Here is a 14,258-nt window from a genome sequence, read left to right as displayed (position 1 = left end):
TAATTTTTTATATTTAGCCAAAAAAAGAAGATTTATTTATACGATTGTATAGTTAACAAAATCTCCATAACTATCATAAGTACGTATACTTTCTTCATTGTAGGGTTGTGCAATAATTATATGGAAATAACCCCTTTTTGAGAAGAATTGTAGATCTGCATCAGAAGGTTGAGCACTGTAACCGGGATGGCTGTGAACAGAACCAACAGCATCCGATAACATGGGCATCATAAATATTTCCATCACTGCACCAGATTCTGATGCAGCTCCTGGAAGGAAAATAAGGCCATCTATTTTTAGAATATTATCTTTAATTTTTCCCTGAAGCATTGCACTGAATTCATTGGGATAAGATTCCTTTGCAATATCAATTATTTCTTCTATCAATTCATGGTCAATGTGTACTTCTGAGAATTTCTTCTTTTCTAATCCGAACATTTTATGTTACCTTCCAATTTTGAAAATTTAATCATGGATTATAGAATTATAATAAACTCATTGAATTTGATTGAAAAATTCTTTATTAAGCATTGGTAATTCCCAATCTGTATAGATCTTTAGACGTTTTGATACAACTTTTTCATTTTTTACTGGATTGTATCCATTGATTGAAACTTCTTTTTTATATATTCCAATACCCCTTCTCTGCCATAGGGGTAGTTCAGACATATTTACTCCTCTTTCAAAGAGAATTTCATGAAGGGCGCTGCTATTTTTTTTATTCAAAATTTCAACAGTATGCGATTTACTGAATTCTTTTCTGAGTTTCCAGTAACTGTAACCATTCAAGCAGTTTCTCCATGCTTCGTTTTGCCTATTTTTGAAATATTCGATGACTCCCTGGCCAGAAAGGGGTATTACTCTGGAATCAAATGATATTGGTTTAATGTTTTGCTCAGAAGTGGGATAATCCTTGAAATATTTAATTAAATTTTTAGTGAATGATCCGGACATAAAACTGGCAAATACAGAGTCGAGTTTTTCAACACGACCATTGAATGGAACCTCAGAAAGCATAATATTGATTTCATCTGAAAAGGTAAATATAAACTGAGGACTGAATTCCATGAAAAAATCATTGCATACATCAACCATTAAATTTGCTAAATGAGGATCGTAGGGCCTTTCAAGTTTCAGATCATTAGATAGATTTGAAAAATTTCTACCATCGGCCCTTATAACAATTTTTGAACCACATGGAACTCTTAAATTTGAAAATATCTCACATTCCTTCATTTTGTAACCATTTAATTCTATTATTTTTATAATTCACAGTGAAATTATGGCATCAGTATGATAAATAAATTCTGAAAGAATAAAATAGAATATAATAAGTGTTATTTAAACATTATTTTAAAATATTAATATATAATTATGTTCCTATTCTTAATGTTTCATTTAAACTTTTTAACAGCTTTATAGCAGAATAGGCGGCCATAACACTTGTTTTAGGATTTATTGCACATCTAACATTTTGAGTTATGGTTGTTATATCTCCAAAATCTCCTACAACATGCACTTCATGCATATTCCTGTCAACTGAGGGATCTGCTATAATTTTAACATCAATTTCTCTTCCACATGCAAGACTGAGTGCAGCAGCAACATTTATATTCATAGGAAACTTTAAAACAGCATCTCCAGCTTTTCCCTCGTATAGAATAGTTTCTTCATCTGCTGAAACCCCTAAAGATCTTGGAGGTTTTCTGGTTACCAGTGTTGCACTTTGTATTTTCCCGATTGAAGCAGCTTTAATACCATCAAGTCCTACTATTGCCCCGGAGGGTGCATATATTTTTGCATTGTTCTGTGCTGCCAATGTTTTAAGTTTTTCCCTAAGTTTCGGATCCATCAAAGCGCCAATGCTCATAATAATAATATCAACACCATGTTCAAGCACCTGTGGCACTGTTTCTGAAACTGCTTGGGGTGATGCCGCTTCAATTACAAGATCAACTTTGTCCAGCATATTATTTATGTCGAGTACAACAGTTCCGTCAACCTGTGATGCTAGGTTTTCAGCCCGTTCCATATCCCTATCATAAAAATATTTCAGATCAACACCGAGCTTGCCTTCAACTGCAAAATTAGTTATAATGTTAGCTATGGCGCCACATCCGAGGATACCAACCTTCATATCAGTCTTCCTATAGTTGTGGATTACTTACAGGGGTTTCCACTATTTCTGGACTTATTAATAAAATATCCCCAACAGCTTGAACTCGTTCATATGGTATTTCTATGCTTCCTTCCTCTTTAAGAGGTCGAATTTCATCCCCTTCTGGAACAATTCTTATGCTGGTTTTTATTACGTCTTTTATTCCGACACTTTTTTTATCAGGTTTCATTGCTGTTGTTTTTAAGATGGATACCCTGCCTTTCTTAATGTTCAATACAACGTCCTGAATTCTTCCAACGTATTTTCCGCGTGTTGTGTATACATCTAAATTGTACAGGCTTGATAAATCTACCATTACTACCACCTATTCTTTATTATGGCAAGTACATACTAAAGAAGATTGCCATTTTATCTTTTCAAAGTCTCAATCAAATTCATTAACTAATATAAATTTAAATCCCTCTATATACTTAAACCTTACGACGAATAAGTCAATAACTCCATTTTCAGAACTAAACAAATAAAAAAACAAAATTCCATTTAGAGATTTAATAAATCGTGAAATTACATATAAAAAAAAAATTAGTTTACAATTAAAATTTATCTAGTCAACTGCCAATAAGCTGAAATTTTTTTAGAGTATGACATTTTTCTGTACCACTTTTTATTAGTTTTTAAACAGCATTTTACCTTATGATTATTATGGGATGATCACAAAGATCTCCTAAAAATCGGGATTGTGGAGTAACTGCTTTTATAATCCTATTTTTATATTTAGAAATATAATCTAGAGATATAAATATATAATTTTTTTAATTTTCATTTAACATCAATTAATTTTCTCTGATCAACTTTGATTTTATTACATGATGATAATTAAGAAACTGAACAATAATTTTTTGAAATCAGATAGAAAACCTTTGGAATTGATAATCTATTAAATTATGATTAATTATTAAAAAATTGGTTTACAAATTAATTTTAATTTTCGCTTCGATTTTTAAAGTATATACAATGAATAGGATTTCCAGGACCCTTGGGATGTCTGCATGAAATGTTTACTTGCTTCATATCTGCTACAACAACTTCACATTTAAAAAGACAATCATTACATTTGTCTGAACATGAAATAACAATAAAATCATCGTAATTATCAGCATGGAATTCTTTCATTATTAGCACCAAAATTTATGAATATATATTAATAGCTATTTCTATCGAACATTTCGAGTTACTTAAATATTTCAGAGAACATTATAGTTTATTTAGTTTGCGTATCAAGAGAATGCCATAAAAATAAAAATAAAATAAGGTTAAAATCAAAACAAAACAAAATTATCTGGATAAATTCCTAAAAGCTTTAGAGAATTTAATTCATATATTATACTATTTACCAGGTGAAAAAATGTGGGATACAAGTAAGGATTATAGATTACGTGTTTTAGAAAAATCGGTTGAATTATTCATAAAAACAGCTGAAGGTGCGAATTTAAAAGGTATATGGAATAAAAAGAAATGTTTAACAACTGCTAGAGCAATGTTGCCCGAGATACAAGTTATGTATTTCTCATATATGGAACCAGAAGATCTTGCAAATTCTGAACAAATAGAGAGTATGAAACAACAAGTAAAAGAGATAAAAGAGGCTCTCGGCGGGGATCACTGGCACCTTCAGTTTTTAAAGCTTGTAACTAAGGATGAGAAGGTAAAGCTTCAAGAATCTATAGCTAAAATGAAATTTGCTTTGAACACTATTTCAACTGTAAACAAGCGTTTATCTCTTGGACCCATAAATGATCCTGTTATTGGTATAGACATCAAAACAGGAGAAATAGTGAGTATTCAAAAGTTGGATAAATTATTAGTATGCAACGTTAATTTTGGAGACACAGCATTAACAGTTGTTACCAATGATTTGACAGTTAAAGAGGGAAACAGAGTGGGAGTTGCAATTTTACCTCCATCGGTTTTTATGGGAGTTGCAAGTGAAGGAATGTTTCTTGGCTCGGGTAATGGTGTTCTTAAAGAAGTTGAAGGAGATTTAGGTGAAATGCCTCGTGGAATTCCTCTAGACTCGCTTAATGAAACCCGAAACTTAGTTGAGACTTTTTTAAAATAGATATTCTACCTTTTTTAAAAGATTCTCATTTATTCTTTTAAATTATCAAATAGAAAATAATTAATGTAAGATTACCCACAAATAAAAACATGGTTAAAATTGATTTTTATGGCGGAGTGGACGAAATAGGTGGAAATAAAATATTATTGGGCTCTAATTTTACATCAATATTCTTAGACTTTGGAATGAGCTTTAATAAAGCCAATGATTACTTTTCAGAATTTCTTCAACCCCGTAAGGGCAATGGGATCATGGATTTTATTGAGATGGGACTTTTACCTAAGATTAAGGGAGTCTACAGGGACGATTATCTTCGCCACTGTGGATTAAACTCTTTGAAAAAGCCTTCAGTACAAGGGCTTTTACTAAGTCATGCACATATGGATCATTCGGCTTATATACATCATTTGCGTCATGATATACCTCTTTACATGACAGAAGAGTCCCAGTTAATTCTTAAGGTTTTAGAAGATACTAGTGTTATTTCATTTGGTGAAACACTTGAATATAAGCAAACCTTTCATTTCACACCAAAAAAACGGGTAGAAGGTTTTAAAAGACTTACTGGAAAAGATGCTAGGATTGAAAGGGAATTGAATATTGTTAAACCTTATAAAAACTTTGAAATAGGTGATTTCACAATTAAAAGCGCTCCTGTTGATCATTCACTTCCTGGAGCTACTGGTTTCATAATTGAAGATAACAAAGAAACATTGGTTTACACAGGAGATCTTAGATTTCATGGTAGAAAACCGGAAATTACAAAAAAATTTGTTAAAGAATCAAAAAAAGCCAATCCTCAAGTAATGATATCTGAAGGCACAAGAATTGATAATCCAAGTACAGAAACAGAGGAAGACATAGAAATTAAAGCTAAAACTCTCATATCAGGTTTTAATGGTCTAGTTATTGTCAATTTTCCAGTTAGAGATCTTGATAGGCTTTTAACATTTTATAAAGTGGCCAGAGAAACAGATAGAATTCTTGTTCTCAATTTGAAACAGGCATACATGCTTAAACTTTTCAGTGGCAGGGGATATCCTGAGCTAAAAGATGTAGGTGTATATGTACCTAAAAGAGGTTGGGGGTTAATTGGTGACGATTCTTTTGTTTGTTGGGATGGGGAATGGTTATGTGGATCAGAGATAGATGAATCCCAGAGATCTTCTGATTTCAAGAATTGGGAAAGAGAGTTTATTGAAGGGGACAATACTGTAAACTACATGGATCTTCGTAAAGATCCTGAAAAATATTTATTTAGATGTGATTTCTTCGAACTAAAGGAATTAATAGATGTAAAACCGAAAAAAGCCATCTATATTAAATCGGTTACAGAACCCTTTGATGATGAAATGGAATTTGATGAAAAACGTGTAAACAACTGGTTAAAACATTTTAATCTGTGTCCGGTGTACAAAATGCATGTTTCTGGCCATGCTTCAGGGCCAGAGTTACTTGAGATGATAAGGGATGTACATCCTGAAATCCTCTATCCTATCCATACAGAGAACAAAGAGCTTTTCAAAGTACTTGAGGAAGATGGTATAAAAGTTGTATATCCTCATCAATCAAAAAAATTATGAAAATAAAAAGAAATTTCATCCAAAAATTACTAATTTTGTTTTAGTCATGTCTTCAACAGCATATTTAACTCCTTCTTTACCCATCCCGCTCATTTTAAATCCTCCAAAAGGCATATTGTCAGTTCTGAACGTTGGTTGTCTGTTAATTATAACACTTCCTGCTTCAATTGTTCTTGCTGCTTTGAGTGCATTTTCAATGCTTCCAGTAAATACTCCTGCTTGGAGTCCATATTTGGAATCATTTGCAACTTCAAATGCTTCATCAACACTTTGAACTCTTATTAATGGGGCTATAGGTCCAAATGTTTCATTTTTAACAATTTTCATATTGGGGGTAACATGATCTAGAATTGTGGGTGAGTAAAATGAACCATTTCGTTTTCCGCCCAATAACAGCTCAGCACCGTTATTTAATGCATCATCAACTAATGTGCTGACATTTATGGCTGCATCTTCATCAATTAAGGGCCCTATATCTGTTTTTATTTCAATAGGATTTCCCATATTCAATTTGCTGGTTTCAGAAACTAATTTATTTATGAATTCATCTGCTACATTTTCATGTAGTATTATACGTTTAACAGCTATGCATACCTGTCCTGCATTTAGAAATGATCCGCTCACAGCTGCTGTGACTGCTTTATTAATATTTGCATCTTCCAAAATAATTAATGGGTCGTTTCCACCTAATTCGAGATTAATCTTCTTCATTCCTGCCTTATTTGAAATTGAAATGCCTGTTTCAACACTTCCTGTAAATGATATTTTGTCAACCAGTGGGCTCAATACCATTTCATTTCCAATAATTCTACTGTGTCCTGTTACAGCATTTAAAACACCATCTGGAAGGTGACTAGCCATAATTTGGGCGAGTTTCAAAGCAGCTAATGGGGCTTTTATTGAAGGTTTTAAAATAACTGTGTTCTTTGCTGCGATTGCCGGGGCTATTTTGTGAATTGCAAGATTTACAGGGTAGTTAAATGGTGTTATTGCTGATACGACTCCTATTGGTACTTTTATTGTAAATCCTAGAGTTGTTCTGCCGCCAATACAAGCATCCATAGGCACGGTTTCGCCATATATTCTTTTAGATTCTTCTGCAGATAGTAAAATAGTTTCTACAGATCTTTTAATTTCATCTTTTGAATCTTTTATTGGTTTACCAGTTTCAAGTGTTATAAGTTCAGCAAGACTATTTGAATTTTTTAACACATCTTCGTAGATATTGTAGAGGATCCTGGATACTTTACGTGAAGACATTTCTTTAATATCTTTTTTTGCATCATTAGCAGCCTTTAATGCATTTTTGATATCTTCACGACTTCCTGATGGGACAGTATCTACCATTTGGTTGTTTGCAGGGTTTATTACATCAATTTTATCGTCTTTATCGATTAATTTTCCATTTATTACCATTTTCATTTAATGGACCCCCTAAAATGATGATTTTGTGTTTAAACAAATGGTTTGGGTTTTTGGTTAAATAAAAGTTAAAAAAAATAATTTACTGATTTGAAAATGTGAATTTAATTATATATTTTAAATCAGCTGAATTTATTACTGAGGTTGTTAATTTTGTTGTTTACATTCTGGAGATCTGTATTGTTTATCCCATTTCCAAGTCCAGATAAGTAATTCTTATAGAAAAGAGCAGCCACAATTGCAATTACTATAATGCCTCCAAATAGTAACACTAATTCTGCTGAACTTTGTGCTGCTTCCTCATTTATAATATCCATATTTCCACCTACCAATACTCTTATTAAAATCCTATGAGCAACATTCCAAAGGTTTTTATTACGTAGAAAATTCCATAAGCGACAGGAACAAGGACAAGTGCAAATTTCACACCTTTCCTTGCACTACCATAAAGAACAATACCAATTAACAGACCTGCTATAATTGAATGAATAATAATATATCCGCCTGCTGATATGGCTGCTGCATCAACTAATGGATTATGTTTACCAAGAGATTCGATGAAACTAGAATATATCATTATCATTCCAAGTGCGAATGGTGCTGCTACAATTGCTGCTATAATCAAGAACATAACTGACATCATAACATTTGCTTTTCGTTCACGTTTCAAAGCCAGTACTGACCTTAAATCCTCTGCAACTGTTTCAATAACGTCTGATAGGCTTCCCCCGACTCTTTTGCCTTCAAGAATCATCCTAAATGTTCGATCAAGGGTTTTTGATTTTAATCTTTCTCCCATTGAAAGAAGGGCATCATCGAATGTACTACCAATTTTTATTTCAATAACTACTCTTTTAAGCTCATCAGTCAGTGGTCCTGCGCCTTGTTTTGATATGTCCTCTAATGCTGTTTCAATACCAACACCAGCCCTTAATAAGGAGGCAATTTGTCTTAAAAAATCAGGTGTAGTTTGTTCAATTGAATCAACTCTACGTTCCATTAAAAAGAATAACCAACCGAAAACTATGGCAGTTGGTGTTACAATACCCACAACTAATCCAATGATTGGATTAATTCCGATCACTATGAAAAGTACCAGTCCAAGAACACCAAATAATAAACCTCCTAGTAGCATCAACGTCAAAAGATCTGATGCTTTAACATACATTCCTGATCTTATGAGATTTTCCTGTATTAGAACAACATACCTCTCGGGTATAACGTTGTCAAGGCCTCTTGAAATTGGTGATAATGCTGGGGGTATAATTGCCATTTTTTCCACCTTTTATAATGATTTACTATTTTTAACTATATCCATATATAGGTTGCTGATTGTTTAGATATAAAAATTTCAAAATTATTAAATATAAATCATATAAAATTTATTAAAAGCTTAACTTTGCTTTAGTTTTGTTTAAAACTGTGGCACGATTTTTTATTAGAATCATATCTTCTATTCGAATACCAAATTCTCCTTCCAGATAAATACCCGGTTCAACAGTGACCACCATGTCCTTTTCAAGTATACCTTCATCATTTTTTGATAAAGAAGGTTTTTCATGAATTTCAAGTCCCACACCATGACCTGTTGAATGGATAAAAGCATCACCATACCCATATTCTGTTATAACCTCTCTGGCAATATTATCTATCTCTGAAGATTTTACTCCGGGTTTTATGGATTTAATCGCAGTTTGCTGCGCTTCCAATACTATGTTAAATATTTCCTCCTGTTTTTCTGTTTCGATAATTGTTCTAGTTGTATCTGAGGAATAATTATTGTAAACCGCACCCCAATCTATTAATATTGGATATTCAACTTCATTTTTTGTTGGGGAACCATGTGGGAGGCTTGATCGGGATCCGGATGCCACAATAGTTTCAAAAGATGATCTTTCAGAATCATTAATTCTCATATTATATTCAAGCTGAGCAGCTAACTCCACTTCCGTACCTGAAAATTTCAATTCCAATAATGATTTTTCAGCTATTTGAAGGGCTTTTTCAATATTTTCAACTTCCCATTTAGATTTAACAGCTCTTGAAATTTCTATAATATCTGTTGTTTCAAGTTCAAAATCTCCAGTAAGTTTTTTATAAGTTTCAACATTCATGGAATTTTCAATTCCAATTTTACCTTCCAAATAATTCTTTACATCCTTAAATTCTTTGTATACTTCAAGATTAACCAATGATCTTCCAGATGCATCTTCCCGATCAATTTTGGATGCCAGAAGAACAGGATTATCCTTTAATATCAAGATTGAAGAACTTGAAGGTCTGAATCCGGTTAAATATCTTATATTCTCAGGTTTTAATACTATCATGGAATCTATATTCTCTTTGTGCATTGATTCAATAACTTGTTTCAATTTGGTATTCATTAGATCTCCTCATTTTTTTTAGAAAATTAATATAAATTAAATTTTATCATTTGAGATAGGTTCTTATGTTATTTACCATTTTTTCCATAACTTCCTCAGGAATTTCCCTTATTATCGGTTGGGGAATATATCCAAAGTCAGGATCTTCAAATTTAATACCATTAAATTCAGTTTCAAACTCATATCTGGGAATCAAATGCCAGTGAACTTCTGGATGAGGATTTTCTACCCTAAATGCTGCATTTTTGAAGCAGCTCCAATTGAAAAGTGTTGGTTTGAAGATATTATATAACACAGATTCCATTTCTTTGACTATTTTGGAAAATTCAATCCACTCAACATCTTTAAGTTCTGATAAATTACTACAATGTCTTTTAATTGCAATTACACATGTTCCCATATACCTCTGACTTGGGGCAAGAAAAATTTTCCAATTTGGTTTTTCTAATATGAGTTTACCATATCCTCCCTTTCCACAGTATTCACATGCCATTTTATCACTTCTAATCCCATTGTAAATCTTGTATTCAAGTTTTATTTAAATTCGAATTTCATTTCAATAATTGGATGATAATTATTATATGCTCACGATCTTATGATTTAATATGGTCTGAGATAATATTATTATAGAATTCCCATGTGATATGGATAATGACATGGCTTGTAATTATGAATAATCTAGTTGTAAGTGATGGGAATTGGCTTTCTAAAAAACATTGTTTTTGAGAATAAATTAAGATTTGGTTAATTAAAATTAGTTATTAGCATCTTTACTGAAACGAAGGCTATATATCTAGCATAATAATTTATAACTACATTCCATGAGATGATAAATATGAACTAATTAATAGTGTATTATTCTATATTGAATCTTAATATTATTTTATTATGGAAATCATTATATGTGTAAAGTTAGGTCTATAAATTATGGTCAGTTTTACAGCCCGTGAGGTTAGGGACATAATCATCTCAATGTTGGTTATTGCAGTCATATTCGCATACCTCATTAACGGTCGCAATATAAATGAGAATTTGATATTATTGATACCTTCATTACTCGTTGCAGTTGGATTGGGATTCGTGTTACACGAACTTGCTCACAAGTTTGTGGCAGTTAGATATGGATTTTATGCAGAATTTAAAATGTGGTTAGAAGGATTAATTTTTGCCTTATTCACGGCTTTTATATTAGGATTCGTTTTTGTGGCGCCTGGTGCTGTATATATTCATGGGGAGTACATTTCAAGAGAACAGAACGGTAAAATATCCATCGCCGGCCCGTTGGTAAATATTGCACTGGCACTGTTATTCCTGGTTTTAACACCATTTGTAACCAAAAATCCCACAGATATTATGGGATTCATATTTGGAACCATTGTTGTATACGGTTTCATAATAAACAGTATATTAGCAGCGTTTAACCTCATTCCATTGGGTATATTTGACGGTGCTAAGGTTTTAAGATGGAATCCCATTATATGGGGAATCACATTTGTTGTGGCTATAATTTTAGCTGTAAAAGCATATTTCGGTATTTATTAATACTATTTATTTTTAATAATTTTATTAGATTACACAAAGAATTTAACATCTAAAATATACTATAAAATAATGGATTTACAAATGTAAAAAGGTTATTAAAAGATTAATTCCGATTATTAATATTTCTAAGTGATTTCAATGTTAAAAGAAGTACCTATAAAATATTTTGGATGCACTCATAGGGCGATAGCTCCGGAAGAGACTATAAAAAATGTTGAAACTAAGTTGAGGGTAGCCGGGGTAACTAGGGTAGCAGAGATTACTCATCTTGACAGAGTTGGAATTCCAGTTTATTCTGCAATAAGACCTGGAGCAGCAGATGGTGCTGTTAGCATATATGCAGGTAAAGGTGCTACTAAACCTCAAGCAAAAGCATCTGCTATGATGGAATCATTTGAAAGATACTCTGCAGAATTACATGATGATTGTAGACAAAATTTTGTTTGTGGTGTCTTTGAAGGCTCAGATGAAAGATTAGATAATTATTTACATCCTGGATCTTTGATTCTCCCCGAAGTTCTCTTTGATCCTGAAACAGTTGATCTTGAATGGGTTACATCAACAAATCTCAAAGATGACTCTGATGTTTTAATACCTGCAAATGCCGTTTATCATCCCTATACTCCAAAAAATAATATTAAACTTTTTCAATCCAATACAAATGGCCTTGCATCGGGTAATAGGTTAGAGGAAGCTGTATTCCATGGAATAATGGAAGTAGTTGAAAGGGATGCATGGAGCATTTTCGAATCTAAACGTATATCAAAACCAGAGATTAACTGTGAAAATACAGAGAATCCAATAATCAAGGATATTTTGGCCATGTTCAAGAATGCCGGAATAAATGTGAAACTTGTTGATTTAACGGCTGATGTAAAGATAACTACTATTGCGGCAGTTTCAGATGACACAGTTCTTAAAGATCCTGCTCTTTTAACATTGGGTGTTGGAACTCATCTTGATCCCGAAGTTGCAGCGATTAGAGCTCTTACTGAGGTTGCACAGAGTAGGGCTACACAAATTCATGGTACACGGGAAGACACTATTAGAGCAGTTTTCATGAGAAAAGCAGGGTACGAAAGGATGAAACGAATAAACAGTCACTGGTTTGGTGAATCAGAAACTACGGTGGAACTAAATAGTATAAAAAATATATCTGGAAAATCCTTTGGAGATGATATTGAAACATCTAAACTCCTCCTGAACAAATGTGGATTTAGAGATATTTTATACGTTGATCTTACCAGAAAAGAGATTGAAATTCCTGTTGTAAGGGTTTTAATTCCCGGAATGGAACTTTACTCAGTTGATGTGGACAGAGTTGGTAAGAGGCTTTTAAGATCTTAAATTTAATTCGAAAGATAAATTTGATACAATATTTTTCTCTTTTTAACAAATATTAATGGTGAAAGAATGAAACAAGTCATAGTAATGAGAGCAGATCTAAACATGAGCCGGGGTAAAATCGCTGCTCAAGCATGTCATGGTTGTTTGGGTGCGTATAAAAAAGCAGATGACCGTATATTAAAAAAATGGGAATCTGAAGGTGAAAAAAAGGTTGTATTAAAAGTAAAGGATCTTGAAGAATTATTTGAAATATACGAACTTGTAAAAGCCACCAACATGCCAATCTACCTGGTATATGATGCAGGTCACACAGAAGTGCCCAGATCAACCATAACCTGTCTTGGAATAGGTCCTGATGAAGATGAGAAGATTGATAAAATTACAAAGGATCTCAAGCTCCTGAAATAGTGGTGTTTATGTATGGATTGGGTAATTAAATTGGGAGGAAGTTTGTTTCCTGAGAGAGCAATTAAATTATGTGAAGCTGTTAAAGATTTAAATAATTCCAATCAAATTCCTATAAAAATATTAATAATTTGTGGTGGGGGAATATTTGCAAATAAAATAAGAGATTATGACAAAAATCTACAATTTTCAAATACAGCCAACCATAAATCAGCAATATTATGCATGGACATAATAGGAACACTCCTTGCAGACAAGGTTGAAGGGTTTGAAGCTGTAAAATCTATTGAAAAGGCCGAAAGTGTAATTGATCATGGTAGTATACCTGTTTTTATTCCTTCAGACATAATGGAATATCAAGATCCTTTGGAACATAGCTGGAGAGTGAGCTCAGATTCAATTGCACTTTATTTATCAGATCTTCTGAAGGCCAAACTATTAATAGCAACAGATGTAGATGGAATATACACGCATGATCCAAGCCAAGATGGTGCGAAACTTATAAAAATTATAGGTGCAAAAAAACTACTAAATTTTGGTGAAACATCGGTTGATGAATTTTTACCCGAGCTTTTAATCAGATATAAATCTAATTGCTATGTTGTTAACGGCAAATACCCTGATAGGGTAATATCGATTATCGAAGGACGAAGCTCGAAATATACACTCATTGGAGGAAATTAAATGGAGAAAATAGAATGCACATCCTGTAAACAGGAAATATCACCAGTGGAAAACTATGTTAAGTTTCCATGCCCAGAATGCGAGAAAATGCTCTACAGATGCCAGAAATGCAGAACATTCGGACATTTATACAAATGTGAATGTGGCTTTAAAGGACCATAATAACTTAGATCTTTTTTAATTTTTAAGTAAAACATACACCTAAATTTAGGTGTATTAATTATATTCAACCTTAAATCAATCTTAAGATTGATGATTGTAAGGAGGCGAAATAATGGGAGAAGTTGTAGCAACAATCAAGTTAATGCCAGAAAGTCCTGAAATTGATCTGGCTAAAGTTAAGGCAGGAATAGAAAATTCAATACCTGAAAATACAGAACTGCACAGCATTGAAGAAGAACCAATAGCATTTGGGCTTGTTGCCCTTAATGTGACGGTTGTTGTAGATGATGCAGAAGGCGGCACAGAAAAGATAGAAGAAAACCTATCTAAACTCGAAGATGTAGCTAGTATTGAAGTTGTTGATGTAAGAAGGTTAATGTAAACCTTCTAATAACTATTTTCTTTATTTATATAACTAAAATTCTAATTTTCCAAATTTTTTAAATAATCATAATAATACTTTTTTAATAATTAATATTATTAATTATAAA

The 14,258-nt window shown here is 32.5% G+C and carries 18 protein-coding genes; 8 read left to right on the top strand and 10 right to left on the bottom strand.

The features are described 5' to 3' along the window. Positions 1 to 36: 36 nt before the first annotated feature. The 5 genes from DL91_RS10180 to DL91_RS10160 form a co-directional block, all read right to left on the bottom strand. Positions 37 to 438, bottom strand: coding sequence for a Mov34/MPN/PAD-1 family protein (locus tag DL91_RS10180; RefSeq protein ID WP_048191491.1), 402 nt, complete (start codon positions 436 to 438; stop codon positions 37 to 39). A gap of 57 nt (positions 439 to 495) precedes the next feature. Continuing rightward, positions 496 to 1,236 (bottom strand): tRNA(His) guanylyltransferase Thg1 family protein, encoded by a 741-nt coding sequence (locus tag DL91_RS10175; RefSeq protein ID WP_048191490.1) that lies wholly within the window; start codon positions 1,234 to 1,236, stop codon positions 496 to 498. A gap of 136 nt (positions 1,237 to 1,372) precedes the next feature. Next, a complete protein-coding gene (locus DL91_RS10170; protein ID WP_048191488.1) occupies positions 1,373 to 2,137 on the bottom strand; it encodes an aspartate dehydrogenase in 765 nt (254 codons plus the stop codon). Between the two features lie 10 nt (positions 2,138 to 2,147). Continuing rightward, the gene (locus tag DL91_RS10165) at positions 2,148 to 2,474 is read right to left on the bottom strand and encodes a PRC-barrel domain-containing protein (RefSeq protein ID WP_048191485.1); all 327 of its coding nucleotides are present in this window, start codon (positions 2,472 to 2,474) and stop codon (positions 2,148 to 2,150) included. Between the two features lie 626 nt (positions 2,475 to 3,100). Continuing rightward, the gene (locus DL91_RS10160) at positions 3,101 to 3,292 is read right to left on the bottom strand and encodes a hypothetical protein (protein ID WP_048191483.1); all 192 of its coding nucleotides are present in this window, start codon (positions 3,290 to 3,292) and stop codon (positions 3,101 to 3,103) included. Positions 3,293 to 3,524: 232 nt separating this feature from the next. On the opposite strand from DL91_RS10160, the gene DL91_RS10155 reads away from it, so the two are divergent. Together DL91_RS10155 and DL91_RS10150 are read left to right on the top strand one after the other, a co-directional pair. Then, the gene (locus DL91_RS10155; protein WP_048191481.1) at positions 3,525 to 4,238 is read left to right on the top strand and encodes a tRNA-binding protein; all 714 of its coding nucleotides are present in this window, start codon (positions 3,525 to 3,527) and stop codon (positions 4,236 to 4,238) included. An 89-nt stretch (positions 4,239 to 4,327) separates the two neighbouring features. Further along, on the top strand, positions 4,328 to 5,821 hold the full coding sequence (locus tag DL91_RS10150; protein ID WP_048191479.1) for an MBL fold metallo-hydrolase: 1,494 nt from the start codon (positions 4,328 to 4,330) through the stop codon (positions 5,819 to 5,821). A gap of 15 nt (positions 5,822 to 5,836) precedes the next feature. Here the strand turns inward: DL91_RS10150 and DL91_RS10145 are convergent, their stop codons facing one another. The 5 genes from DL91_RS10145 to DL91_RS10125 form a co-directional block, all read right to left on the bottom strand. Then, a complete protein-coding gene (locus tag DL91_RS10145) occupies positions 5,837 to 7,243 on the bottom strand; it encodes a lactaldehyde dehydrogenase (protein WP_048191476.1) in 1,407 nt (468 codons plus the stop codon). A gap of 122 nt (positions 7,244 to 7,365) precedes the next feature. Next, positions 7,366 to 7,560 (bottom strand): hypothetical protein, encoded by a 195-nt coding sequence (locus DL91_RS10140; RefSeq protein WP_048191474.1) that lies wholly within the window; start codon positions 7,558 to 7,560, stop codon positions 7,366 to 7,368. 23 nt (positions 7,561 to 7,583) lie between these two features. Next, positions 7,584 to 8,516, bottom strand: coding sequence for a type II secretion system F family protein (locus tag DL91_RS10135; RefSeq protein ID WP_048191472.1), 933 nt, complete (start codon positions 8,514 to 8,516; stop codon positions 7,584 to 7,586). A gap of 112 nt (positions 8,517 to 8,628) precedes the next feature. Further along, positions 8,629 to 9,627: a Xaa-Pro peptidase family protein gene (locus tag DL91_RS10130; protein WP_048191470.1), complete on the bottom strand. Its 999-nt coding sequence runs from the start codon at positions 9,625 to 9,627 to the stop codon at positions 8,629 to 8,631. A gap of 46 nt (positions 9,628 to 9,673) precedes the next feature. Then, the gene (locus DL91_RS10125; RefSeq protein WP_048191469.1) at positions 9,674 to 10,120 is read right to left on the bottom strand and encodes an HIT family protein; all 447 of its coding nucleotides are present in this window, start codon (positions 10,118 to 10,120) and stop codon (positions 9,674 to 9,676) included. A 434-nt stretch (positions 10,121 to 10,554) separates the two neighbouring features. Between DL91_RS10125 and DL91_RS10120 the strand changes: the two genes are divergently transcribed. The 6 genes from DL91_RS10120 to DL91_RS10095 all read left to right on the top strand — a co-directional run bounded on the left by DL91_RS10120 (position 10,555) and on the right by DL91_RS10095 (position 14,149). Continuing rightward, complete coding sequence (locus DL91_RS10120; protein WP_048191468.1) at positions 10,555 to 11,169, top strand: metalloprotease; 615 nt, start codon at positions 10,555 to 10,557, stop codon at positions 11,167 to 11,169. Between the two features lie 138 nt (positions 11,170 to 11,307). Then, the gene (locus DL91_RS10115; protein ID WP_048191467.1) at positions 11,308 to 12,516 is read left to right on the top strand and encodes a YcaO-related McrA-glycine thioamidation protein; all 1,209 of its coding nucleotides are present in this window, start codon (positions 11,308 to 11,310) and stop codon (positions 12,514 to 12,516) included. A gap of 66 nt (positions 12,517 to 12,582) precedes the next feature. Next, a complete protein-coding gene (gene pth2, locus DL91_RS10110; RefSeq protein ID WP_048191465.1) occupies positions 12,583 to 12,924 on the top strand; it encodes a peptidyl-tRNA hydrolase Pth2 in 342 nt (113 codons plus the stop codon). Between the two features lie 12 nt (positions 12,925 to 12,936). Beyond that, positions 12,937 to 13,605 (top strand): delta 1-pyrroline-5-carboxylate synthetase, encoded by a 669-nt coding sequence (locus DL91_RS10105; RefSeq protein ID WP_048191463.1) that lies wholly within the window; start codon positions 12,937 to 12,939, stop codon positions 13,603 to 13,605. Beyond that, positions 13,606 to 13,767, top strand: a complete 162-nt coding sequence (locus DL91_RS10100; RefSeq protein WP_048191461.1) for a zinc finger domain-containing protein — start codon at positions 13,606 to 13,608, stop codon at positions 13,765 to 13,767. Positions 13,768 to 13,879: 112 nt separating this feature from the next. Then, positions 13,880 to 14,149: an elongation factor 1-beta gene (locus tag DL91_RS10095; RefSeq protein WP_048191459.1), complete on the top strand. Its 270-nt coding sequence runs from the start codon at positions 13,880 to 13,882 to the stop codon at positions 14,147 to 14,149. The last annotated feature ends 109 nt before the right edge of the window (positions 14,150 to 14,258 follow it).

The sequence above is a fragment of the Methanobacterium sp. SMA-27 genome, assembly GCF_000744455.1.
Classification (GTDB): Archaea; Methanobacteriota; Methanobacteria; order Methanobacteriales; family Methanobacteriaceae; genus Methanobacterium_B.
This window is presented reverse-complemented; position numbering and strand designations above follow the sequence as displayed.